Origin of the sequence: Bacillus sp. CR71, assembly GCF_003429245.1 — a bacterium.
Lineage (GTDB): Bacteria > Bacillota > Bacilli > Bacillales > Bacillaceae_G > Bacillus_A > Bacillus_A thuringiensis_S.
The window spans coordinates 3,494,238-3,519,545 of record NZ_CP031748.1 but is presented as its reverse complement, the minus strand read 5'-3'; the positions used below and the strand labels follow the sequence as shown (position 1 = coordinate 3,519,545).

Sequence of the window (25,308 nt, the reverse complement as noted above, 5' to 3'; positions counted from 1 at the left end):
TTGTGGCTTTTAAGTCTCATAAAAGCCGCGTTCACGATTTAATAAAAACAGTCTAACACTTATCGTCCCAAAAAGGAACCTTTTTGATACTGATTTTACAACTCCAAGTTATGGTATGATAAAAGAAACGTCTAAATTGTTAGGAGAGCATGTATGTTAATCGGATATATGAGACCATATCAAGACGACTTGAAATGTGAAGAACAACTCAAAAGCTTAGAGAAATGTAATTGTACGATGATTATCTCAGAGGAACATTCATCGGCAAAAAAAAGAGTACAACTTAAAAATATGATAGATAACCTAAAACAAGATGATAAAATTGTTGTTACAAAACTATTCACATTAGCTGATTCAACACGTCATCTTGTTGAGTTATTACAAGTCATTGATAATAAAGGTGCTTACATTTACTTTGTTCAAGAAGATATTGATACGAGTCATACAAATGGGTATCATTTTGGAGATATTGTAAAACATCTTGTTGATTTTCAAAGTGATGTAATTAGTGAAAAAACGAAAAAGGGTTTGTATGAAGCGAAACAAAAGGGAGTGACAACAGGACGTCCTAGAAAACCTGATGAGAATGTAAAGCGTGCTATTGTAATGTATCAAAGTGGTAACTATAGTTTGGCTGAAATACGAGAAGAAACTGGAATCAGTAAATCAACTTTATATAGATATTTAGAAAACTGAATAAGAAAAACAAGCTTTTGTTCAATAAGAAAATTTTAACCATGAAAAAGTCACTTTCCTGTACGCTGAGGAAAGTGACTTTTTGGTTATCTTTGAATGTATTACGGATGAATGCTTAAATAATACGGAATCATTACTTTGTAAAGGCTTTGTAAATTATTTTATAATTAATTGAAAAAGTGATATGTCAATGATAAATTAATAACGAAGTTCGATATTGATTTTCGATTTTGATGCTATAGGAGGGGGAAAACTTGGAGGATAAATTATTAAGAAAGTTATTTTTAGGGTTTATCCAAATCCACATTTTACATCATGCTAAGGAACATCCCATTTTTGGTGCATGGATGTTAGAAGAACTGAGGGAACATGGCTATACTATAAGTCCTGGAACCTTATACCCTATTCTTCATGCGATGGAAAGTGATGGTCTTTTGAATAAAGAGGATCGTAATGTAGCTGGGAAAATCAGAAAGTATTATACAGCTACTGAAAAAGGACGAGATGTTCTAGTGGAAGCACGAAAGAAAGCATACGAACTTTTTAAAGAAATTAAAGACTAATAAGAAAGGACGTGTAGAATGAATCATACAACACAGCAAAGCAGATTTAAGATTTTATTAGAAGTACTGCTAGTTTCTATTCGACTTGGACTTACATCTTTCGGGGGGCCAATAGCACATCTTGGTTACTTTCACGAAGAGTATGTTCGCAAAAGAAAATGGATGGATGAAAAAAGTTATGCGGATTTAGTTGCGTTATGTCAGTTTTTACCTGGCCCTGCTAGTAGTCAAGTTGGTATTGGTATTGGTGTAATGCGTGCAGGTGTATTAGGAGGAATTCTTGCTTTTATAGGTTTCACTCTTCCTTCTGTTATTGCATTAATCATATTTGCATTAGTTTTACAAGGTTTAAACATTGGAGATGTTAGTTGGATTTATGGGCTAAAAATCGTAGCGGTGGTAGTAGTAGCGCATGCGATTTTAGGAATGGCTCAAAAGTTGACACCAGATTTACAACGTAAATCAATTGCATTATTTGCTTTAGTTGGAACGCTATTATGGCAAACAGCTTTCACACAAGTTGGTGTAATTTTATTATCGGGGCTAGTGGGTTATCTTATCTATAAAAATCATACGGATAATGATGAAGCGAAACTAAGTTTTCCAATCTCCAGAAAGTTAGGAGTAATTTGTTTATCACTATTTTTTGGATTACTTATTTTCCTTCCAATTCTAAGAGAGGTTACATCGTTAAATTGGATTGCAATGTTTGATAGTTTTTATCGCGCAGGTTCTTTAGTTTTTGGTGGAGGTCATGTTGTGTTACCGTTACTGGAACGTGAATTTGTACCTACGGACTGGATGGATGAAGCGTCATTTTTAGCTGGTTACGGTGCTACTCAAGCTGTACCTGGACCATTGTTTACATTTGCAGCGTATATTGGTGCTGTTATTGGTGGATGGCAAGGTGGATTATTGGCAACTGTAGCTATTTTCTTACCAGCATTTCTTCTTATTTTAGGCACATTACCGTTTTGGGATCAACTAAGACGAAATCCTAAGATCAAAGGTGCTTTAATGGGAGTAAATGCGGCAGTAGTCGGCATTTTAATCTCAGCTTTCTATCATCCGATTTGGACTAGTGCAATCTTACAACCTGTTGATTTTGCTTTCGCTGCCATATTATTTAGTATGTTAGTGTATTGGAAATTACCACCTTGGGTTATTGTAGTGGCGGGTGCTGTTGGTGGTTCACTAATATCACTATTATAAAATTAATAATTGTGTTTTAAACTACCATTTTATTTGGTGGCTTTTTTGTTTTCAAAATAAAAATGTACTCTCCCTTGTAACAAAAACGGAACGTTTATGTTACAAATATCTTAAAAAAACACTCATTGGTAAATAATGTATCCTTGTGATCTGTTTTTACACGTATCTCGGCTGTACCCCAATATTAGTGTGGATTTTAGTGTCAAGCCATGAATAGAAAAAATAAATTATTAGGTATATAACTATATACTTATGTTATTGTTATAGGGAAGAATTCCTAAAATAATCGTTGCAAAAGGGATGAGCTAATGTATAAAAAGGGGGGATATTTTTGATTGATCAATTATTTATTGTGGGGATATACCTACTAATCATTTTTATGTGTACATATATCACATTAGAGTATCAACAGCATAAAATGAGTAGAAATCATTATGTAGTATGGTTAGTTGCTGTTTTTTTTACAGGACCATTCGGTTTCCTTTTATACCTGTTATGTGGAAAGAGATACAACAGTCTGTAAGAATACGCTGTAAAGAAGTATTGTAAAGGTTTTGTACAAAATGAGCTTTTCAGTTGATTATATAAGCGGTTAATTATATATTTATTTCAAGAGGGAGAGAAAATTAAATATGAATCCATTTAATGAATATTACGTTTAATTTTTACTCAACATATAAGTATATGCTTATACAATTATGAAAAGGAGGTATAGATATGGAAAAAACGGTTATAGAATTAACAAGAGTGTCACAGTTATTAAAGCTACTAGGAGACAAAACAAGGCTAACAATAGTATCAATTCTCAAACAACGTGAGTGTTGTGTATGTGAATTACTTGAAGTATTTGATATGAGTCAGCCTTCTATTAGTCAGCATCTTAGGAAATTAAAGGATTTAGGTTTAGTACAAGAAGAGCGGAGAGGTCAGTGGATTTATTATTCTTTAAATCAAGCAAGTGATTTATACACAATTTTAGAAGATGTTTTAGCGCATGTACCAGACCAAACAGAGAAAATTAAACAAATTGAGAAGAGCAATCCTACACTCCGGTGTGGTTGTTAATAAATAGTCAGAAAGGGAAGTGAGAAGGATGAGCAACACGGGGAAAAAACGTCTGTCTTTCCTAGATCGATATCTAACCCTTTGGATTTTTCTTGCGATGGCAGTAGGAATTGGAGTTGGCTATCTATCCCCTGGATTTGTTGAGGGAATGAATAGCTTACAAGTAGGAACAACTTCTATCCCACTTGCGATTGGATTAATTTTAATGATGTACCCACCACTTGCGAAAGTTCGCTACGAAGAAATGGGGCGCGTTTTTAAAGATGTAAAAGTATTGATATTATCACTGGTGCAAAACTGGATTATTGGACCTGTATTAATGTTCGCCTTGGCTGTTATATTCCTGCCAGATAAGCCAGAATATATGGTGGGGTTAATCATGATTGGCCTAGCTCGTTGTATTGCAATGGTTATCGTTTGGAACGACCTAGCAAAAGGTGATACGGAGTATGCGGCAGGATTAGTTGCTTTTAACTCTGTATTCCAAATGTTATTTTTCTCAGTATACGCTTATGTATTTGTAACAGTCATTCCAGAATGGCTAGGAATTGAAGGAGCTGTTGTAGATATTACAATGGTAGAGGTTGCAAAATCAGTCTTTATTTACTTAGGAATTCCGTTTATTGCAGGAATGTTAACACGTTTTATCTTTGTAAAAACAAAAGGCCGAGAGTGGTATGAAAAAGTACTTATACCAAAGATTAGTCCAATCACATTAATCGCATTGTTATTTACAATTGTTGTGATGTTCTCATTAAAAGGAGAGGTCATTGTTAGCGTACCATTTGATGTTGTACGTATTGCAATTCCATTACTCATTTATTTTGTAATCATGTTTTTTGTCTCCTTCTATATGGGCAAAAAAGTGGGTGCAAGTTATGGGGTATCAACAACATTAGCATTTACAGCTGGTAGTAATAATTTTGAATTAGCAATCGCTGTAGCTGTAGGGGTATTTGGAATTCAGTCTGGTGCAGCGTTTGCAGCAGTTATCGGACCTTTAGTTGAGGTGCCAGTTATGATAGCACTTGTAAATGTAGCACTCTGGTTCCAGCGTAAATACTTTCAAACACAACCAAAATAAATATTCATAAAAAAGGTGGAATTATCATGGAAAACAAAAAAACAATTTACTTCTTATGCACAGGAAACTCTTGTCGTAGCCAAATGGCAGAAGCTTGGGGCAAAAAATATTTAGGTGACAAATGGAATGTACTTTCTGCAGGTATTGAGGCGCACGGAGTAAATCCGAATGCAATTAAAGCAATGAACGAAGTAGACATTGATATTACAGATCAAACATCTGATACCATTGACCGTGATATTTTAGATAATGCGGATCTTGTTGTAACACTTTGTGGTCACGCAAATGATGTATGTCCGACAACACCACCACATGTAAAACGAGTTCATTGGGGATTTGATGATCCAGCTGGTCAAGAGTGGTCTGTATTCCAAAAAGTTCGTGATGAGATTGGCGAACGTATCAAAAAATTTGCTGAAACAGGAGAATAATTGAAAATTAAATATTTGTAGCCGAGAATCTTTTTCTCGGTTTATTTTGTAAAGAAGGGGAGAAATCAAAGATGAAGAAGATAGAAATTTTTGATCCTGCAATGTGTTGTTCTACTGGGGTTTGCGGACCAAGTATTGACCCAGAGTTAATTCGTGTATCAGTTGCTGTTAACAACTTGAAGAATAAAGGTATTGATGTGACCCGTTATAATTTGGCAAGTGAACCAGATGCATTTGCCAATAATATTGTTATCAGTCAACTATTAACAGATAAAGGACCAGACGTGTTACCTGTAACTTTGGTAGATGGAAAAGTAGTAAAAGAAAAAGGTCACCTGACAAATGAAGAACTTGCACAATTAACAGATATAACAAAAGAAGAGTTGAGTCAAAAGCCAGTCGTACGTTTAAAGCTAGACGTGAAAAAATAGAGAAAGAAGTGAAAGGCAATGACAAACTTATATAATCCAAACACAATAGCATTCACACCATTTTTATTTTTTACTGGTAAAGGTGGAGTAGGAAAAACATCAACTGCATGTGCAACAGCTATTACGTTAGCTGATATGGGGAAACAAGTTTTATTAATAAGTACTGATCCAGCTTCTAATTTACAAGATGTGTTCGAAATAGAACTTACGAATAAACCGAAAGAAATTCCAAGTGTACCAAATCTACAAGTAGCAAACTTAGATCCTGAAACAGCAGCCTATGAATATAAAGAACGTGTTGTTGGTCCATACCGTGGAAAGCTTCCTGATGCTGTTATTGCAACGATGGAAGAGCAATTGTCTGGGGCTTGCACAGTAGAAATGGCCGCATTTGATGAATTCTCTACGTTACTGACAAATAAAGAATTAACATCAAAATTCGATCACATCATATTTGATACCGCACCAACAGGACATACGTTACGTCTTCTTCAGCTTCCAACAGCTTGGAGTGGATTCTTAGAAGAAAGTACACATGGTGCCTCTTGTTTAGGACCATTAGCAGGGCTTGGAGATAAAAAAGAGTTATATAGTCAAACGGTTCAGGCACTATCTAATCCGAACCAAACAATGTTATTGCTTGTGACACGTCCTGATAGTTCACCGTTGCAAGAAGCAGAGCGTGCAGCCAAAGAATTAGAAGAAATTGGAGTTAGCAATCAATATTTGCTTATAAATGGTGTTTTAACGAATTATGTGCAAAATGATGCTGTTTCTAAAGCTTTGTTTACGAGACAAGTACGTGCATTAGAAAATATGTCAGAAGAGCTAAAAGGTCTTCCAGCTTATGAACTTCCATTAGTGCCATTTAATGTTACCGGAATAGAGAATATGAGAAAGTTGGTTCGGCCAATTGAAAGTCTCTCAATTTTAGATGAGATACAAGAAGGAATTGCTATATCTCCTCTGCAAAACTTGATTGCAGATCTTTCTGAGACAGGAAAACGAGTTATTTTTACAATGGGAAAAGGTGGAGTAGGAAAAACTACTGTAGCTTCAGCCATTGCAGTTGGTCTTGCTGAAAAAGGGCATTGTGTACATTTAACTACAACGGATCCAGCAGCACATATTGATTATGTCATGCATGGGGAACAAGGGAATATTACGATAAGTCGTATTGATCCAAAGTTGGAAGTAGAAAACTACCGCAAAGAAGTGATTGAACAGGCTAAAGATACGGTAGATGAAGAAGGTTTAGCGTATTTAGAAGAAGATTTACGTTCGCCTTGTACAGAGGAGATTGCAGTATTCCGTACTTTAGCTGAAATTGTTGAAAAAGCAAATGATGAAATTGTGGTAATTGATACTGCACCAACAGGTCATACATTATTGTTACTAGATGCAGCACAAACGTATCATAAGGAAATTGCACGTTCTTCTGGTGAAGTACCACAATCCGTGAAAAATTTATTACCACGTCTTCGCAATCCAGAAGAAACAAGTGTTGTCATTGTAACGTTAGCAGAAGCGACACCGGTCCATGAAGCAAGTCGTCTACAAGAGGATTTAAAACGTGCAGAAATTCATCCGAAATGGTGGGTAATTAATCAAAGCTTTTATGCAACGTATACGATAGACCCAGTACTAAAGGGACGATCACAATCTGAAGTCCCATGGATTCAAGAAGTTCAAAAAGAATCACAACATAATTGTGTAATTATTCCTTGGCAATCAGAAGATGTTATTGGATATGAGAAATTGAAAGAATTGACAGTTCAATAATTGTTCATTAGGAGGCATTCACTATGCATAAAGTCGTTATTTTAGGAACAGGACCAGCCGGATTAACAGCAGCTATCTACTTAGCACGCGCGAATATGAATCCACTTATTATTGAAGGAACTCAGCCAGGTGGACAATTAACTACGACAACAGAAGTAGAAAATTTCCCAGGATTTCCTGATGGTATTATGGGACCAGATCTAATGGACAATATGAGGAAACAAGCAGGGCGATTTGGTGCAGAGTTTAAAAATGGTTGGGTGGAAAAAGTGGATGTATCCAAGCGACCATTTAAAATTACTGTAACTGGGATGGGAGATATAGAAGCGGAAGCTATTATTGTTTCTACAGGTGCTTCTGCTAAACTGCTAGGGATTCCAGGAGAGAAAGAACAGATGGGTCGTGGAGTAGGAACTTGTGCAACATGTGATGGATTCTTCTATCGTGGTAAAAAAGTCATTGTAGTTGGTGGTGGAGACTCTGCAATGGAAGAAGCAAACTTCCTAACAAAGTTTGCAACAGAAGTTCATATTGTACATCGTAGAGATGAACTACGTGCATCTAAAATTATGCAAGATCGTGCAAAAGCAAACGAGAAAATTACTTGGGGATTAAATAAGACACCGATAGAAGTAATAGCAGATGGAAAAGTTACAGGTCTAAAAGTGAAAGATAACGAAACCGGTGAAGAAGAAATAATTGAAACGGACGGTATTTTCATTGCGATTGGCCATCGTCCAAATACAGAATTTTTAAATGGTCAAGTAGAGATAGATGAAGCTGGTTATATTGTTGTAAAACCAGGCACAACAGAAACAAATATACCAGGAGTATTTGCATGTGGTGATGTGCAAGACCATAAGTATCGTCAGGCAATTACGGCTGCAGGAACTGGTTGTATGGCTGCATTGGATTCTGAACGCTTCTTAGAAAATCATGCTGTGCATGATTGGAGTCAATCTTTATAAAACGGGGGAAGTTAAAATGAATATTACAGATAAAGCAAAAGAGTTTATTGAGACTGCTATGAAAGAAAACGGTGTTTCAACATTACGTTTTACATTTGATGGTGCTGGATGCTGTGGCCCTAGTTACGGTATTAATTTAGGTGAAGCACAAGAAAATGATGTCACAGAAACAGTAAACGGTATTCAAGTTGCTATTGATCCAAAGGTAGCTGAAATTATAAATACACTAACACTAGACTATGTAGAAGATCAACAAGGTGCAGGTCTTGTTATCAGTGGCGGATCTAACTGCTGCTAAATTATAAATCAAAGGAGAATAACAAACATGACGAACTATCACGAACTTGTAAAAGGAAAAGTATATATTGGTGGAGTAGACGCTATACAAGACGCAGTAAAAAAACATGGGGTTACAGAGGTGTTTGACTTACGTTCTGGAGGAGAAGAGCCAGAAGGATTTCCAGGTGAGGCTAAGCGACATGCTTACCCAATTGTAGAAGGAGTAGAAGGCGAAGATGAATCTGTTAAAAGTGCAATTGGAGCCGTTAAAGAAGCTGTAGAACGAGGAGAAAAAGTATTTTTCCATTGCTCTGGTGGACGAAATCGTACAGGTACAGTTGCAACTGGTTTATTAGTAGAATTAGGGTATGCATCTAACGTAGAAGAAGCGGAACAAAAAGCAAAAGAAATCCGTTCAATCATTAATATCAAACCAGAAATGAAACAAGTATTGAAACGTTTATATGTATAATTCATCTAAGTCTCAAAAACATTATCGTTTTTGAGACTTTATTATTTTATGGATTTATTTTGGAATGAAGTTCTCATCATTCTTATTCAATTGGAAATATGAGACAATCAAATAGTGTTTCTTTAAAATTTAAATCGAATGTCTTAGCTTTATGATAAATAAAAAGGCGGGAATTCTTATATATGTGAGGGTATGAGAACTTCTTACAGCAGAAAAACGAACACGTTATATACAAATCCCCTCTGATATTAGTGAATGGACATTAAGTACATACTTTATCTTTAGTCAACATGATAAAAAAATCATTAATCGTCATCAGAGGGGTTATAATCGACTGGGTTTTGCTATGCAATTATGTGTTTTACGATATTTAGGATTGAGCACATTCCTAACGAAGTTTTAGAATTTGTAATTTGTAACAAGACAAATTGGTGCAAGTACAGAAGACTGGAGGTAATATGCCCAGCGGGAAGTTACAAGGTATGAACATGTGGAAGAAATTCGAAAGGAATATGGTTTGCGTAATTTTATAACTACAGATTATCGAAGATTATCTAAATTTCTTCAATCTCATGCACTAAATAATGGAAATACTATATATCTTATTGAGACAGCATTACAAGACTTACGTACTTGACAAGTTGTACTTCCTTCAATGGCAGTGATAGAACGAGCAATATGAGAAACACGCAAAAGAGCTGAAGAAATTATATTTAAAAACGCTTATATCTCCTTTATCTCTTTTACCAAAAGAAAAATAAGCAAGTTTACTTCACTTTATACCTAATTCTTCAAAAACATATTTAGCTTGGTTAAAATAAATAACTGGCCAATTTTCACCAGAATCTTTTTTAAAGGTAATTGAGCGTTTAGAGTATATTTTTCATAAAATCCCCCTTTAATATATTTGATATAATAATGGGTTTACTAAATTATAAATGAAAGGAGATCTTAAGATAACTAATAACTTTAAAATTTTGCTTACTTCGATATAAAAGGTTTTTAAGTTATAAAATAAGTTCATCACGGAGGAAATTTAAATTATAAATCTTTCTTTGCATATATTTTCAGGGATATTAGCATTGATATAAGACCAATAACAATTGAGATAAAACAAGGCATCCATGTTAGGACAGTTGGTGAGAATGGAAAGATGATTTTAAAATCGATGTGACTTGATTGTAGACCCCTTATAAGAGTAAGAGCAACAAAAGGTATTAAAAAGGCAGTTAAAAGTAATATGACTTTTGTTTTGTCATAACCAAATTTAAATTGAACAGGAAGAAGTATCCCGGATAAAATACTTAGAGTTAGAAACGTTATTCCAAGAGCAATAGCGCTTAGGTTTTCTATACCTTATGGTGCGATTACTGATATAATTACACGGATAATGGATGCACAAATAAAAATTACAAAGAGAAAAAGATACTTCGCTTTTACAAATGCACTTCGTGTATATGGAGTTGCACAAAGGAATGCAGCTCCCTTGTACTGATCTTCAAATTTGGATACTGTTCCAAACAGAATATATTCCATCAAAATCACTGTTAAAAGAAAGCTAACAAAGCCGCCAACATTTAATTGCAATTGTGTAGAAAGATAAATAGGAGCAATAGCGGCAAAAACGAGTAAAATTAAAAAATATTTTTTGACTAACATAAATTCTTTCATTACTAAGTTAATTAGCATAGCTATTCCCCCCAATATATGAAAGCATAATATCCTCAATAGTTGGTCTTTCCATTAATACATCAGGAATGAGTCGACGTACGTCATCTTTTTTGGTAGTAATTCCTTCAAATCCGTAGTGAGTTTGATGCAAATTTAAAAAAGTTTTTTTGTTTGCTCATTAATGAAGCGATTACTGCCCTTTACCAATGCATGCGAGTCTATTAACATATCTTTTTCATCATTTAAAAGTTATGAATTAACAACAAGATTCGAAAGAAAATTTCGAAAATAAAAGAGTGATAAAATTTAATGGATATTTTATAATCACCCTACTTTTTATTTAATTAATTTTCGCTATCCTATATATGTGCAGTTATTTATATAACACATTTATGTTAGAGAGGGATTCGTACTTAACTAAACATTAAATAAAAAATAATGATGAAAGGTAAATGTATGATAAAAAAATTAAAACGCTCATTTTTCCAATTAGCTTCAGTTATTGCTAATTGGATGTAGCAATAAATAATTAAATGGGAATTGGAGATTAGTGGATAATGATAATAATTGTACGATTTCTTACACGTTTAGCGAAAAAATAGAAGTTAATTCAGAAACCCCAAAAAAGAAAACTATATTGTTAATAAAAGAGTATACCGAAAAAATGTCAGATGAATTTAAAATTTAGGGGCATACACTTGGTTTGATAATGAGTGGATAAATATTGATTATGACAAAGATTTTACTCAGAAACAAAAAATGGTACAAGAGAAAGACAAATTGACCGCATATTTTCCAGAGGTAGAAAAAGCATGTATGTATAAAAGATAAAATTAAGATGACCTGGGAATTATAGAAGAAACTATAGAATGATAAAGATACTTTAGAGGTATCGTTAAAAGAAAATTAGATATTATATGGAACACCGACTGCTTTTGCTTGTTATCTATTTAAAGATATTTTTGCCCAAACTTGGCTATATGGGATACGTTCTATTTATAATGCTTCTACATCTTTAATGGAAGAAAAATATTAAATTAAAGTTAGTAAGGTATTTAAAAATATTTTTTATAGGGACATTTTTCACTTCTATCCTAAAAATGATAAGATTTGTATGTAGAAATGTAAAATTGTATAACCATTCAAAAAATACTAAAAGAATTTTTCGCTATAGGGAATAGTAGGAATTTAAACTATCCTCTAAAAGAACGAAATACATAATAGTATTTTTAAAGATGGTATAAAATAGATTAATCAAGTTTTAAAGTGAAATATATGTAAGTAAAAGAAGAGGGAGAATAAAATGAAGCCCATTACAATTTTAATAGCTGATGATGACTTGGAGATTGCTGAATTAATTGAAATACATTTAAAAAAAGAAGGATACCAGGTTGTGAAAGCAACTGATGGAGAAGAGGTAATTCAGGTTATTCAATCACAGCAAATCGATTTAGTTGTGTTAGATATCATGATGCCAAAAATGGATGGTTATGAGGTAACGCGTAAAATCCGCACCAAACATTATATGCCAATCATTTTTTTAAGCGCGAAAACATCTGATTTTGATAAAGTGACAGGCCTTGTACTAGGTGCAGATGATTATATGACGAAGCCTTTTACACCAATCGAATTAGTCGCACGTGTGAATGCTCAACTTCGCCGATTTCTAACGTTAAATCAACCGAAATTAGAAGAGGAGAATAGATCCGTTTTAGAGGTAGGCGGCGTTGTTATTGATTTTGAGAAACGAACGGTACATGTTTACGGAGAGAGAATTGAATTAACCCCGAAAGAGTTTGATATCTTATATTTATTAGCGAGTCATCCGAATAAAGTATATAGTCTTGAAAATATATTTCAGCAAGTATGGACAAATAATTATTATGATGATAGTTATAGTACAGTTACGGTGCATATTCGTACTTTACGAAAAAAAATTGGGGAGGATAACAGAAATAACAAATTAATAAAAACGATTTGGGGAGTAGGTTATACTTTCAATGGTTAAAATAATGAAAAGTTTTCGATTTAAAATGATTGCATTGTTTGCGCTAAGTACGGTACTAGCAGCTGTTGTCACATATATTATGTATAAAGGATTATTTTATTTTAAAACAATGGTACTTCATGAAAATCCTTTAGATCAATTTAGGGAAACAGGAAGGGCATTTGGAGATAAAACATTATTTTTATTTTTAATTTCCTTTATTTTATTATCTATTTTACTTTTCTTCTTTTTAACAAAACCATACTTAAAGTATTTTGATGAGATTTCTAATGGTATTCATCATCTTGCAAAAGGAGATTTTACAAATACAGTCAATATCTCATCAAATGATGAATTTAGCGATATTGCACGTGAAATTAATATCGCGAGTGAAAAATTAAAAGAGGCAGTTGAAAGAGGAGATTTCGCTGAAAGTAGTAAAGATCAGCTTGTTGTTAACTTAGCTCATGATTTAAGGACACCATTAACATCTGTGCTTGGTTATTTAGATTTAATTCTTAAAGAGGAGAACTTAACAAAGGAACAGATCAAATATTATTCTACAATTGCATTTGCAAAATCACAACGACTTGAAAGTTTAATTGAAGAGTTGTTTGAAATTACACGAATGAATTATGGTGTGCAACAATTAGATGAAAAATCTATTAATATAAGTAAATTACTTATACAGCTAGGTGAGGAAATATACCCATTATTAGAAAAGAATCGATTAGAAGCTAGATTACATGTTGAGCCTCATTTATATATCAATGGTGACGGGAATTTATTAGCTCGAGTATTTGAAAATCTTGTAACAAATGCGGTTCGATACGGAAATAAAGGGAAATTTGTTGATATGAATGGATATATTGAAGATGGAGATGTTGTTGTACAGATTGTTAATTATGGAGATAGCATCCCTGAAGAAGAATTACCCTATCTTTTCGATATGTTTTATACGGGTGATAAAGCGAGAACAGTGCAGAAAAACAGTACAGGTCTTGGATTATTTATTGCAAAAAATATTGTTGAACAACATAATGGAAACATTTCAGCGCAAAGTAATGAAATTAGAACAATATTTGAAGTGAGATTACCAAAAGAAGAGCATTTAAAAATTTAATAAATATTTAATTTATATCCCACTTTTTATTTAATTAATTTCTTCTATCCTATACATAGGTTAGGTCAAGGAGGAGTTAGAAATAAAAAGTGGGCTTTTTATATTGCGCACCGTATGCGTTGAGCTTTTTATAACACAATGATTTTAAAAAGGTGATGTTTAAATTTTGAAATCTAATTTATATATCATTCCTGAAAAAGATTAACTAATTACACAAAAAGAAATAATGGTTTCCAAAAATAAAACATAGGAAAAAGTGAGGGTAATATGAAAAAAGTAAATAAAGTAATCATCGTCGGTGTGTTAACAATTGGTATAGGAGTTGGGGGGTATATGACGTTTGCTGGGAATTCTGAACCAGTTATGACCTATAAATTATCTGAAGTGATAGAAAAACATATAGAGAATCAGCAAAACTTAAGTGGAGAAGTTATCCCAAATGGTATTGAAACCATTTTATTCGATCAAACAAAAGGGACGTATGATTTAGTAGTCCAAAAAGGTGAGGAAGTAAAAAAGGGACAGCTCCTTTTTAAATATAATGACCCTACCACAAAACAAGGCGTAACGGAAGCTGAAATACAAAAGAAAATTGCGCAAAAAGAAGTAACATTACTTCAAAAACAAATTGATGTAGCGAAACAAAAAGTAAAAAAGGATAAAAATGTTGGTCTTTCTGGGGAAGCAGTAAAAGCTGCAGAAATTGAAGTGCAACAATTAGAATCACAAATTGAAATGAAAAAGTTTGAAGTAGAAAAAGCGGATGAAATGATTAAAGTAGCGAGAGAGAAGTTAAACGCACTTTCTGTAACAAGCCCTGCTGATGGTGTAATTGATGATATTGTCAGAAATGCTGATGAAAAAACCGGTATGAGCGGTATTACACTTCGTCAGGCTGGTCCATTTAAAGTGAAAGGTCAAATGTCTGAATTTGAACTTTCTAATGTACAAGTTGGACAAGAAATAACAGTTTCATCAAAAACTGTAGCGGGTAAGACATGGACAGGAAAAGTAACAGAAATTGGTTCTACACCATTAAAAAGTATGGATGAAAACAAAACAGTTTCTGATTATCCATTTATCATTACATTAGACAATAGTGAAGGCTTACAAAATGGTTTCCACGTATATGTAAAAACTAAATTAGGCGAAGCAATGGGTACAATCGTTCCAAAGACCAGCATCTTAAAAAAGGGTGACAAAAATGTTGTCTTTGTTGTAAAAGACGGAAAAGCAAAAGAACAAGTTGTTACGGTTGAATTTGAAACAGGTAATGAAGCAAAAGTTTCAGGAGTGAAAAAAGGAGAAAAAATTATCTCTAAACCTACTGTAAACCTAAAAGATGGTATGGAGGTTGCCACGCAATGATTAATTTACAAGGCATTACAAAATCTTTTCAAAATGGTGAAGAATCCATTCAAATATTGCACGGAATTGATGTAACAATAAATCAAGGAGATTTCACTTCTATCATGGGGCCTTCTGGTTCTGGTAAATCAACACTAATGAATATTATCGGGTGCTTAGATAAGCCCACGACGGGTTTATATGAATTAGCTGGACAAAATATTTCAAACATGTCTGAAACCGAACTTGCGCATGTTCGTAATAAAGAGATTGGATTCGTATTTCAAAACTTCATGTTACTGCCACGACTTACAGCGTTGCAAAACGTTGAATTACCGCTTATTTATGCAGGAATCGATAAAAAAGAAAGACGTGAGCGTTCATTAGCAACTTTAACAAAAGTCGGTTTAGCTGATCGCGATACCCATCTTCCAAATGAATTGTCAGGTGGTCAAAAACAACGTGTTGCAGTCGCACGCGCAATTGTAAATAATCCGAAATTTATTTTGGCAGATGAACCAACGGGTGCACTAGATACGAAAACAAGTGAACAGATTATAAATCTATTTTATGAATTAAACAAACAAGGTTCAACGATTATTATGATTACTCACGATCGTGAAATCGGGGAAGCTGCAGCACGTCAAATCGTCATTCGTGATGGGAACATTGTTCAAGATTGGAGGAAATGAATTTGAATTTAAATGAAAATATACGTATGGCTATCTCTTCTATATTTGCACATAAAATGCGATCCATTTTAACAATGCTAGGAATTATTATTGGAATCAGTGCGATTATTACGATTCTCGCAATGGGTGATGGAAATACTGCAAAGATACAAAAAGAGATTGAAGAGAGCCGCCATATGGATGAAATCTATATAGAGTATATCAATCCGGATTTTCCACTAGATAAAGCGAAAATCACACGAGATATGGTAAAGCAATTACAAGGAGTACCAGGTGTAAAGGACGTGTACCCACATATGAATATGGACGTAAAAGCCTATGTGAAATCAAAAGAAGCTCCTCTTAATTTATATGTGGGAACAGGTAATTTTATGCGGGATCAAAAACTAAAAATGGTACATGGGCGTGAGTTAACAGAGACTGAACTGGAAAAACCAATCCCTGTTGTAATTCTCAGTGAAGCTTTATTTAAAAAACTGTTTGATACTTGGAATGATGATTTGTATATAGATATAAAGGGAAAACCATATAAGATTGCGGGGGTGTATAAATATGATAATATATGGCAATCAAATTTGCACGCAGGATATACATCGATTGACAATGCACCATTAATTGCAGGGGTTGAGGAATATGATGCAGTGACAATTAAGTTATCTTCTTCTAGTGAGCGAGAAACTGTAGGGAAACAAGCTGTATCTGTATTAAATGGATTGAAACCACTGGAATTTGAGCATCTATTTACAGTAGCAGATGAGAAACAAAATGATTCGGTCGTAGAAGAATCATTCAATACGATGGAAATGGTATTCACTGGTGTTGCTGGAATCTCTTTAATTGTAGGTGGTATTGGTGTAATGAATATCATGCTTGTATCCGTTACAGAGCGTACACGTGAAATAGGTGTTCGAAAAGCACTTGGCGCAACACGAAGAAAAATATTAATGCAATTTCTCATTGAAGCTTGTATTTTAACGGCATTGGGTGGAGCAATTGGTTTTGGATTAGGTATGCTCTTTGCTTGGATAGCTGCATTCGTAGGTGGATGGCCATTCATTATATCCCTAAATCTCGGTCTATTATCTGTCGGAATATCTATAGTAATCGGTATTGTCTCTGGTATATTTCCGGCTAATAAAGCAGCTAAATTGGATCCAATTGATTGTCTACGGTATGAGTAAGAATAGTGACAGGTTTAATTTGGTAGTAAGATGTTATCACAAAAGAGTAAATGTTCTTATGAGTATTCATCCTTTTGTAAAATACTTTCATGATGTTTCCAGTAAGCTAAAAATTTTCAATTCCGTTTATGTATATATAGAATATTGATATTAAATAAGATCAGTGTGTTATAGATAGAATGCGTGGAAAAGCTCTCGTGTAATTTATCAATTTTCTGTAATTGAGATGTTTCAAGTTGTTCATAAAGGAGAGGGTATGCCAAAAGAATCTAGAATTTTGGCGTGCATGAGCAATATTTTAATCGGATTAGGTTATTTGTTAGCCTATTTTATTAGTGAGATGGTTATATTAACTTTGTATTTATGCTATCGTATAAAGCTGTATAGTCTTATATGATATATGGGTTATTTCAATAAATTATATAAAGAGGTATTATGCTATGAAATTCGAAGACAAGCGTATGTTAGGAATCCAACTAGGTTCTTTATTACTGACAAAGGAAAATCAATACTTAGTTATTAAAAAAAATGAAAATTATTCGTTAGTTAACATTAATAATTTAGAATGTATGCTATTTGAAGTCCCTTTGGAACATATAGAAGAAATGGTGGTTGAGGATTTAAAGGAGACAATTCAAGAAATTGTAGCTCCTGAACATATTAAACTGGTAGCTAAAAATATTTTATAGAGGTATCTTCACCTCACTATAAAGCTAATATAAATTTGTGTCCATATAGAGAAAAAAGCGCTATTCTTTTTGTGAAAATATACGAAAAGGATGGCGTTTTTGTATGTCTATTTCTGTATTTGATAAATTACAACTATTTACTTAAGAGATTCAAAGTTTTTTATCTCCAAATACCTTATGCGATCTTGATAGAGGTTTGGATTTTGTATAACGGGCCAGTAAGTACCAAGCAAAAAATTGACTGCTTTTATGTCAATTTCTTCTCCATACACTTCTGTTTTCCAGCGTATTCGTATTTTAGATTCAATTGCATTTCAACTCCGAGATATATTTTCATTAGTTTATCCGGGGAAACAACATGATTGCAATAACGGGCCGTGTGTACCCCTACTGTGACCATGAGTGATTTATGTATCCGAGATTTAGATTGTTTGCATTTAAAAGACCTTCAATATATCCAAGATAAAGAGACCCACAATATCTCTTGTATCATGTAGAATACACGTATTTATTAAAAAAATCCTAATCCTGATTATTTTAAAAATGGAAAAATGAAGAAAGGTAAAAAGTATATACAAATAAATATGGATACGTTAATAACCGCCTTTCAACCAAAACAATACTTGAAGTTAGATTGCCAAAAGAAGAGAATTTAAATTTTTAATAAATATTTAATTTTCACCCCACTTTTTATTTAATTAATTTCTTCTATCCTATATATGTTAGGTCAAAGAGGAGTTATAGAAATAAAAAGTGAGGCTTTTTATTTTGTGGACAGTATGCGCGAGGGGCTTTACATAACACGATGATTTTAAAAGAAGTTGTTTATATTTTGAAATCTAATTTATTTATAATTCCAAATAAAATTAACTAATTACACAAAAAGAAATAATAGTTTGATTGTAAGGACTTAATAAAAAGAGTAAATTAGATTGTTAGTATTCTCTCTTTTTGCAAATAAGGATTTTCGTGATGTGCTCATCAAACTAATTTTCTTGTATGGGTTAACGGAATTAAAGAAAATTAACGTGCTATAGATTTTAGAAGAAAAGAGTGATATAGAGATGGAAATAGTGTTAGAGGCAAAAAATATTAAAAAAGTATATGACACAGGTGGAAATAAATTTGCAGCGTTAAAAGGTATTAACTTACAAGTAAAAGAAGGTGAGTTCGTTGGAATTATGGGACCTTCTGGTTCTGGTAAGACGACTTTACTAAATGTTCTTTCTACAATTGATAATGCGACGAACGGTGAGATTTTAATTGATGGAAAAGATATTGTAAAGATGAGTGATGATAAGTTAGCGTTATTCCGCCGTGATCATTTAGGTTTCATCTTCCAAGATTATAATTTATTAGATACGTTAACAGTGAAAGAGAATATCGCTTTACCACTTGCGTTATCAAAAGTGAAAGCGAGTGAGATTGACCGCCGCGTTCTTGAAATCTCAAAGAAATTTGGTATTGATCATATTTTAAGTCAGTTCCCATATCAAGTATCTGGTGGACAGAAGCAGCGCTGCGCAGCATCACGTGCAATTGTTACAAACCCAAGTATGATTTTCGGAGACGAGCCAACTGGAGCGCTTGATTCTAAATCTGCAACAGATTTACTTGAAAGTATGAAGTCATTAAACGAACATGATAATTCAACAATTTTAATGGTAACGCATGACGCGCTAGCAGCAAGTTATTGTAAACGAGTTATTTTTATAAAAGATGGTAAGTTATGTAAAGAATTGCATCGTGGAAAATTAACACGTAAACAGTTCTTCCAAGAAATAGTTGATGTAATGTCCGCAATTTCGGGAGTTGCAATGGAGGGCCTTATCTAGTAGTAATTTCAGAACATACAGCGGAAGTTTCTAAGAAAATTGGAGCTCTATTTTAAGCATGAAGTATGATACTTATTATTTTCGTGACAATATTTATTATATATTTTAATGGATATTTCACACATAATTGTAAAAATGCAATAGGCACTTTAAGTTAAACTGTGAAACTAACAAAGTGGTCTATGTCCCACTGACACAAATATTTATGGAGGTCAAAAAATGACTTTATTTGATATCGTTCAACGTAATATACGGCGTAATTTTAAAGAATACATACTCTATTTTGTTTCCCTAACTATGAGTATGGTTATCTATTTTATTTTTGCCTCACTTCGCTATAGTGCTCAAATAAAAAAAGTAATGATTAATAATGTGATGGTTAATGGTGTTCTTCAATCATCCAAAGTAATTCTCATCCTTTTTATAGCAATATTTATTATTTACTCTACTAATTTTTTTATGAGGAAGCGTAAAAAAGAGGTAGGATTGTACTCTTTATTAGGTATAACTAAAAAACAGATCAGTACTATGCTATTTTTGGAAACCATTATAATGGGGGGCATAGCTTTAGTAATTGGAGTACTAATTGGTAGTTTAGGTTCTAAATTAGCTTTAGAACTGCTAACAAACTTGATGAAATTGAGTGTACCTGTTTATTTTGAGTTTTCTATAAAAGCGCTAATAGATACGTCCGTGCTCTTTTTAGCTATTTTATTATATACTGCATGGAAAAGTTCTCGTGTAATTTATCAATTTACTTTAATTGAGATGTTCCAAGCCGATCATAAAGGAGAAAACATGCCAAAAGGATCTAAAATATTGGCGTACATGAGTATTATTTTACTTGGAATAGGTTATTTGTTAGCAAATTTTTTTAATGAGGTTGTAAAACTTGTAAGGACCCCTGGGAATCCGGAACCTATGTACATCCCGATTATTATTTTAATTGCAATTATTCTTGGAACATACTTTCTATTCTCATCTTACACAGTAATTGTATTAAAGAAAATGAGAAGTAAAAGAAACATACTTTATAATGGTATGAACATACTAAATATTCCACAGTTGTTATATCGGGTAAAAGGAAATGCAAAGTTACTTGCGATTATTGCTCTATTAATTGCTGTAGCTTTAACAGCAATTAGTACTGTTGTATCAGGATATTTCGGTGGACGATTGGAAGCAAAAAGCGAGGCACCGTACAGTTTTTCATATAAAAAACAAGAGGATGCGATTGAAAAGCACATACAGACTGTTTTTGAAGAGAACAAGAAAAAAAATTCAATTATCCGTGACTTTGAAGTTGAAATGATAACAGTTAAGGGAGGCCCTTTTGAGGAAAAAGGAAATACAAATCTACAAAATCTCCCTTCTAAAATACCATATGATTTTCAGCTTATGTCCCAATCTATGTTGAATAGAAATGCTAAAAATATGGGAGTGAAGAAAGTCAACTTAAGTCCAGGGGAAGTATTTATATATAATCTACATGAGGATAAGAATTTTGAAAAGGGAAATAGACTACAATTACCCCTTAAAGTTGAGCCGAAAATATCTGTCATTCAGGATGTCAAAATTCGGAAACTAACAAATTTAGGGGATTTAGTTGTCATTGTACCTGATCAACTCTATGAAACGATTAAACAAACTCATCAGCCTTATGGTGTAAGAAATATTGATGTAACACAACAAAAGGATAGCGAAAAACTAACTGAAGAGTTATTAAAAATATCACCTAAAGATAATGATATGAAAATTGGCTCTTTTTACAAAGCGTATGTAGATATTATGGATATGACTGGACTTATGTTATTTGTTGGTATCTTTTTAGGGGCTGTATTTGTCCTGGAAACAGGCTCGATTATCTACTATAAACAATTATCTGAAGCATATGCAAATCATAGATATTATAAGACTCTTCGTAAAATCGGTGTTACGAAAAAAGAGGTAAGAAAGTCAATTTCAAAAAAAGTTCGCTTTAGTTTTATTTTACCTGTAATAATCGGACTTGCTCATAGCTTATTTGCTGTACCAATACTAACAAGTATGCCTGTAGATACTATTATGATTCCTATTTTAATAGGTAGTGGTTTATATTGCATAATTTATTTTGGGTATTATGTATTAACTGTTTATTCTTATTTTAAAATTGTGTATAAGTAATAACTAATAAATGATTTTAATATTTGAAGTGAAAGTTACTAAGTTCTAAATAGTAATGAGTAATGAAATGAACAAAACCAATATTCTTAACATACAGGAATCGATTGTTTTTATAATAAAAATTACTTAGCGTACGAAATTCGCATTTTTTGGTACTATCTCAATTAATCTAAGTCTCAAAAACATAAATGTTTTTGAGACTTTTTTATTTTATAAACATTATTTTGAAAAGACGCTTTCATCCTTCCTATCCATTTGGAAATATGAGACAATTAAATGGTGTTTCTATAAATTTCAAATCGCATGTCATAGCTTTATGATAAATAAATGATGAATCTACAACTAAAGGGTAGAAAACAACAAGAAGGATTGAGAACAAAAAAATTTAAAGAATTGTTCTCTTATAACAGGGAATACTCCTTAAGGAGGACTGACCAAAATGCTAAGGAGTTGTACACGATATGGAAAATGCAATTGGAATTGTATATGATGGGCAATTTTATCAACTTTTACTTCATAAAAGCCCAACTGTTTTTAAAGAAAATATCAGACCAATGGAAGCGCGCTTACCACTACCTTTGATTTTCTCAGATGATCAAAATGGACAGATTGTAAATGTAGCCTATGTTTCTAATAAGCCTGAGGTAGTAGGGAATACCGTAGCATTATCAAGTGAAATGTTAGAGATTTTACATGTTAACAGTACAGAAGAACCGTGCTCTTTCTTACCAGGTACTGTGGGCGGGGCAACCAACGTTCGTTCTTGATATAAAGAACTATTGATTGAATTAAACTGCACGAGAAGGAAGCGAAATCTACTTTAAAGGTTATGGTTATCATAAGGGAATTGGATGCTACGGGGGAACAAGGCATTAATTAAAGAAAAGACACCCAATTGAGTGATAAAAAAAGGAGAGTGAGATTTCACTCTTCTTTTTGTTGTACGCCTTCTACTTCCATGTAGTCAAAAACAAGTGCATGAATATCCTTATCAAAATGTGTACATTCTTATAAGGAATCGATGTTTTTATCTTTATAATGTGACGCTAACCAGTCTGCAGCGAACTTAGTTCGGCTATATATACAGAAGTGATTTCCATGTTGAAGGAATATACTTCCTTTAAACCACGTTTCAAAGGATGGTTTAGAAACATTTTTTGTATGTTGAATAGTGTCTAGTACCTTCATCCAAATATCTTTTTCAGGATGGGGTTCTACTATTTATATTAATAATATTATCAAATTTAATATCTCACCAAAAAATGAAGAATAATACCAATGAATTCTATTCAAATTGTCTTTTTTCTAAACGATCAATCGCTTCTCGTTTCTTTTCATTATTTATATTTGTATAGATACTAGTAACCTCAACAGAAGTGTGACCGAGTTGATCTCGTAGCAATACTAAGTCCTTGTTTTCCTTATAATGATTTGTAGCATACGTATGACGTAGCTTATGTGGACTACGCTTTTCATCGAATGCACTTGAATACTTCTCTACTAAATTCTGTATAGCGCGTACAGAAAGCTGTGTGTATTTTCCCTGGTACCTAGTTACAAATAGAATATCTTCTTCAGGTGGACACATATATTTCTCTAAACGTACTTTCATGTATTCTTGTACGTCGTCTAAACACGATTTCGTTGCGAGTATTGAAGATTTTTTATTACCTTTACGAGTCACCTTAATGGTTCCCTGTCGAAAGTTAATACTTGAGAGTGTAAGACTAGCTAATTCTGATACTCGAAGCCCAGTGCCTAAAATAAGGCTTATTAATGCTATATCACGTTCTTTGTCACGTAGAAAATAATTGTATTTACGTGTAGAGGTCTCTTTTAGGATTGTTGCATAATCATTTATCAAAAATCGTAAGAATGCCACATCTTCATTATCGTTAAAGATAATATTTGCTACTTCATCAGCTCTTGCTGCAGCATCAACTTTTTCTTTATGTAGTTCGATTTTCTCCATAACGTTACGTGAGAGATAGCTTTTTCCATGCTCATCTTCTGAATTCTGTGCCAAATATTTAAAGAGAGATTTTAAGGCAGAAAAGGTTCTATTAATAGCTCTAGTTTCAATTCCTTCACCTTGTAAGTACATGTGAAAGCGATTTACATCATTTAAGGGTAATGTCTGTAATGTCTCAATAGGTATATCAGTTATATTAGTAACCACGTTACCATTTACGACAGCTAATCGCTTAAGAATAATCCATCTAAAGAATTTTTCAAATTCAGTTATATATGCGTATAGCGTAGCAGGGGAGAGAGCAGTCTTCATTTCTAGGTATTCTATGACATACCAAGGCATATTATTTTTATGCTTTTCTATAAGAGCTTTAAAACGTTCTTTTTCTCTATTACTCATGGTGTACACCTCAAATCTTTTAATTAAGTGATAATATATACTATTAAAATGCTTCATAAATATGTATTGGACAACAAGAAAGGTATCAATTTTATATTGATACCTTTACTATACATAATTCTATTATAATCGACAATCTTCACGTTAAATACACTTTTAACGAACAGTTTGATCGATGTATCTTGAATCTTATTATTTAAACTCCCAATTGGATGACTCTAGCAGGGGATGTATGTTATTGATAATAAATTCAGTATTCTTCATTATATTTTCAAAATTACCTGTTAAAAAATTAAACTTCCATTTGTAAAGAGAGTTATATATTTTGGGTTTTGATTGCATACGAACTTTATTCCCTTGAATCCTTGGTATTTTAGAAACTATCGAAATAATGTTGTCTTTTAATTGTTGTAATTCTTGGCTTGAAATATATCCTTCATTAGGTAATTGAACTTTTAAGATAAGATCTTCATAATTGAATTCCCAATAGAATTTAATTGTTTTATTAGAAATCGTTTTACTTAACCATCCGGGATTCCAATTCATAATAGGGTTATTATTACCACTGTAAATATTCCATTCTATTTCTTTTTTTGAGTAGGATTTAAGATGATCGTAGATGTAATAAAAAGCCGTAAAATGAGTTCTATATCCATTGTCTCGCCAGTAGTCCTTGTCTTTAATATAAGTTAGATTAGCTAATTCATCTTTAATGGTTTGGCTTCTTACCAACTCGCCTTGTAAAGATTGTAACCAATCCGTGTAGATATAGTGGCTACAATCGATGTTTTTAAATGCAGTTAAGATCTCATTTAAGCAGAAGGTATTAAAAGGTTCATATTCAGGAATCTGACATATTTGAGAAGAACCGAATAAGAACAGCAGAAATATTGTATTTTTCTTTTCCTTTTCAGAAAAACCGTTATAAGTTGCTAAAAGCTGGTCCTTTTTTGCTATAGTATCAACCTTCATTTCAATAACTATATGCTTTATTTCTCCATTCGTTAGTAATATATCAATGACAAGGTCTACTCTTTTGCCTTTTCCGATAGGATATTCTGTTTTACATTCTACAGAATTAATATTTGAACACTCGAAGGGAAGAGGGATATAACATAAATCATATATATTACGGATTATTTTGAATTTTTCATTCTGCTTAATTTGGGTATTACTAGAGTCTAACAACCATTTTATAGCGCCTGTATGAACCTTTTCAAATTGATATCCAACAATATCTACGAAATTGGAATTCATGTGATTTTA

Annotated in this window: 23 protein-coding genes and 4 pseudogenes; 22 read left to right on the top strand and 5 right to left on the bottom strand. The window is 32.9% G+C overall.

The window, feature by feature from the left end; translation table 11 throughout:
• The first annotated feature begins 153 nt into the window (after positions 1–153).
• The 12 genes and pseudogenes from DOS87_RS17690 (at position 154) to DOS87_RS30285 (ending at position 9,620) form a co-directional block, all read left to right on the top strand.
• Positions 154–696, top strand: a complete 543-nt coding sequence (locus tag DOS87_RS17690; RefSeq protein ID WP_128857167.1) for a recombinase family protein — start codon at positions 154–156, stop codon at positions 694–696.
• A gap of 254 nt (positions 697–950) precedes the next feature.
• Complete coding sequence (locus tag DOS87_RS17685; RefSeq protein WP_097825979.1) at positions 951–1,259, top strand: PadR family transcriptional regulator; 309 nt, start codon at positions 951–953, stop codon at positions 1,257–1,259.
• A gap of 18 nt (positions 1,260–1,277) precedes the next feature.
• Positions 1,278–2,471, top strand: coding sequence for a chromate transporter (locus tag DOS87_RS17680; RefSeq protein ID WP_208730069.1), 1,194 nt, complete (start codon positions 1,278–1,280; stop codon positions 2,469–2,471).
• Positions 2,472–3,188: 717 nt separating this feature from the next.
• On the top strand, positions 3,189–3,536 hold the full coding sequence (locus tag DOS87_RS17675; RefSeq protein WP_097825976.1) for an ArsR/SmtB family transcription factor: 348 nt from the start codon (positions 3,189–3,191) through the stop codon (positions 3,534–3,536).
• Positions 3,537–3,564: 28 nt separating this feature from the next.
• Positions 3,565–4,620 (top strand): ACR3 family arsenite efflux transporter, encoded by a 1,056-nt coding sequence (arsB, locus tag DOS87_RS17670; RefSeq protein WP_208730068.1) that lies wholly within the window; start codon positions 3,565–3,567, stop codon positions 4,618–4,620.
• Between the two features lie 26 nt (positions 4,621–4,646).
• Complete coding sequence (gene arsC, locus DOS87_RS17665) at positions 4,647–5,051, top strand: arsenate reductase (thioredoxin) (protein ID WP_097825974.1); 405 nt, start codon at positions 4,647–4,649, stop codon at positions 5,049–5,051.
• Positions 5,052–5,122: 71 nt separating this feature from the next.
• A complete protein-coding gene (arsD, locus tag DOS87_RS17660) occupies positions 5,123–5,482 on the top strand; it encodes an arsenite efflux transporter metallochaperone ArsD (protein ID WP_097825973.1) in 360 nt (119 codons plus the stop codon).
• A gap of 18 nt (positions 5,483–5,500) precedes the next feature.
• The gene (arsA, locus tag DOS87_RS17655; RefSeq protein ID WP_097825972.1) at positions 5,501–7,264 is read left to right on the top strand and encodes an arsenical pump-driving ATPase; all 1,764 of its coding nucleotides are present in this window, start codon (positions 5,501–5,503) and stop codon (positions 7,262–7,264) included.
• 23 nt (positions 7,265–7,287) lie between these two features.
• Positions 7,288–8,232 carry a thioredoxin-disulfide reductase gene (trxB, locus tag DOS87_RS17650; protein WP_208730067.1) on the top strand — a complete coding sequence of 315 codons (945 nt, stop codon included), beginning with the start codon at positions 7,288–7,290 and terminating at the stop codon, positions 8,230–8,232.
• A gap of 16 nt (positions 8,233–8,248) precedes the next feature.
• Complete coding sequence (locus DOS87_RS17645; protein WP_097825970.1) at positions 8,249–8,530, top strand: HesB/IscA family protein; 282 nt, start codon at positions 8,249–8,251, stop codon at positions 8,528–8,530.
• 27 nt (positions 8,531–8,557) lie between these two features.
• Complete coding sequence (locus DOS87_RS17640) at positions 8,558–8,983, top strand: protein-tyrosine phosphatase family protein (protein WP_097825969.1); 426 nt, start codon at positions 8,558–8,560, stop codon at positions 8,981–8,983.
• A 229-nt stretch (positions 8,984–9,212) separates the two neighbouring features.
• A pseudogene (locus DOS87_RS30285) lies at positions 9,213–9,620 on the top strand (DUF4158 domain-containing protein).
• A gap of 404 nt (positions 9,621–10,024) precedes the next feature.
• Here the strand turns inward: DOS87_RS30285 and DOS87_RS17630 are convergent.
• Both DOS87_RS17630 and DOS87_RS30280 read right to left on the bottom strand, forming a co-directional pair.
• A pseudogene (locus tag DOS87_RS17630) lies at positions 10,025–10,672 on the bottom strand (ABC-2 transporter permease).
• Positions 10,662–10,903: pseudogene (locus DOS87_RS30280) on the bottom strand (sodium ABC transporter ATP-binding protein); the annotation flags it as partial. The pseudogenes DOS87_RS30280 and DOS87_RS17630, both read right to left, overlap by 11 nt.
• 1,054 nt (positions 10,904–11,957) lie before the next feature.
• Here DOS87_RS30280 and DOS87_RS17625 point away from each other — a divergent pair.
• The 10 genes and pseudogenes from DOS87_RS17625 (at position 11,958) to DOS87_RS17585 (ending at position 22,438) form a co-directional block, all read left to right on the top strand.
• The gene (locus tag DOS87_RS17625; protein ID WP_098672545.1) at positions 11,958–12,662 is read left to right on the top strand and encodes a response regulator transcription factor; all 705 of its coding nucleotides are present in this window, start codon (positions 11,958–11,960) and stop codon (positions 12,660–12,662) included.
• A complete protein-coding gene (locus DOS87_RS17620; RefSeq protein WP_208730066.1) occupies positions 12,655–13,764 on the top strand; it encodes a sensor histidine kinase in 1,110 nt (369 codons plus the stop codon). The genes DOS87_RS17625 and DOS87_RS17620 overlap by 8 nt, the downstream gene beginning before the upstream one ends.
• Positions 13,765–14,031: 267 nt before the next feature.
• Positions 14,032–15,132, top strand: coding sequence for an efflux RND transporter periplasmic adaptor subunit (locus tag DOS87_RS17615; protein ID WP_098672543.1), 1,101 nt, complete (start codon positions 14,032–14,034; stop codon positions 15,130–15,132).
• A complete protein-coding gene (locus DOS87_RS17610) occupies positions 15,129–15,803 on the top strand; it encodes an ABC transporter ATP-binding protein (protein ID WP_098672542.1) in 675 nt (224 codons plus the stop codon). The genes DOS87_RS17615 and DOS87_RS17610 overlap by 4 nt, the downstream gene beginning before the upstream one ends.
• Before the next feature lie 2 nt (positions 15,804–15,805).
• Positions 15,806–16,984, top strand: a complete 1,179-nt coding sequence (locus DOS87_RS17605; protein ID WP_098672541.1) for an ABC transporter permease — start codon at positions 15,806–15,808, stop codon at positions 16,982–16,984.
• Positions 16,985–17,424: 440 nt separating this feature from the next.
• Entirely contained in the window at positions 17,425–17,673 is a 249-nt protein-coding gene (locus DOS87_RS17600; RefSeq protein WP_097797555.1) for a hypothetical protein, read from the top strand.
• Positions 17,674–17,821: 148 nt separating this feature from the next.
• Positions 17,822–18,287: pseudogene (locus DOS87_RS30275) on the top strand (hypothetical protein); the annotation flags it as partial.
• A gap of 450 nt (positions 18,288–18,737) precedes the next feature.
• Positions 18,738–19,508: an ABC transporter ATP-binding protein gene (locus DOS87_RS17595; protein WP_208730065.1), complete on the top strand. Its 771-nt coding sequence runs from the start codon at positions 18,738–18,740 to the stop codon at positions 19,506–19,508.
• 219 nt (positions 19,509–19,727) lie between these two features.
• A complete protein-coding gene (locus DOS87_RS17590) occupies positions 19,728–21,671 on the top strand; it encodes an ABC transporter permease (RefSeq protein WP_208730064.1) in 1,944 nt (647 codons plus the stop codon).
• Positions 21,672–22,132: 461 nt separating this feature from the next.
• Positions 22,133–22,438 carry a hypothetical protein gene (locus DOS87_RS17585; protein ID WP_086391779.1) on the top strand — a complete coding sequence of 102 codons (306 nt, stop codon included), beginning with the start codon at positions 22,133–22,135 and terminating at the stop codon, positions 22,436–22,438.
• Positions 22,439–22,679: 241 nt separating this feature from the next.
• On the opposite strand, the gene DOS87_RS30270 is transcribed toward DOS87_RS17585, so the two are convergent.
• From DOS87_RS30270 to DOS87_RS17570, 3 genes are all read right to left on the bottom strand, one after another.
• Positions 22,680–22,859: a DnaA N-terminal domain-containing protein gene (locus tag DOS87_RS30270; RefSeq protein ID WP_255300812.1), complete on the bottom strand. Its 180-nt coding sequence runs from the start codon at positions 22,857–22,859 to the stop codon at positions 22,680–22,682.
• 97 nt (positions 22,860–22,956) lie between these two features.
• Positions 22,957–24,042, bottom strand: coding sequence for a tyrosine recombinase XerS (gene xerS, locus DOS87_RS17575; RefSeq protein WP_208730063.1), 1,086 nt, complete (start codon positions 24,040–24,042; stop codon positions 22,957–22,959).
• A gap of 192 nt (positions 24,043–24,234) precedes the next feature.
• Entirely contained in the window at positions 24,235–25,299 is a 1,065-nt protein-coding gene (locus DOS87_RS17570; RefSeq protein ID WP_208730062.1) for a PD-(D/E)XK nuclease family protein, read from the bottom strand.
• Positions 25,300–25,308: the final 9 nt, after the last annotated feature.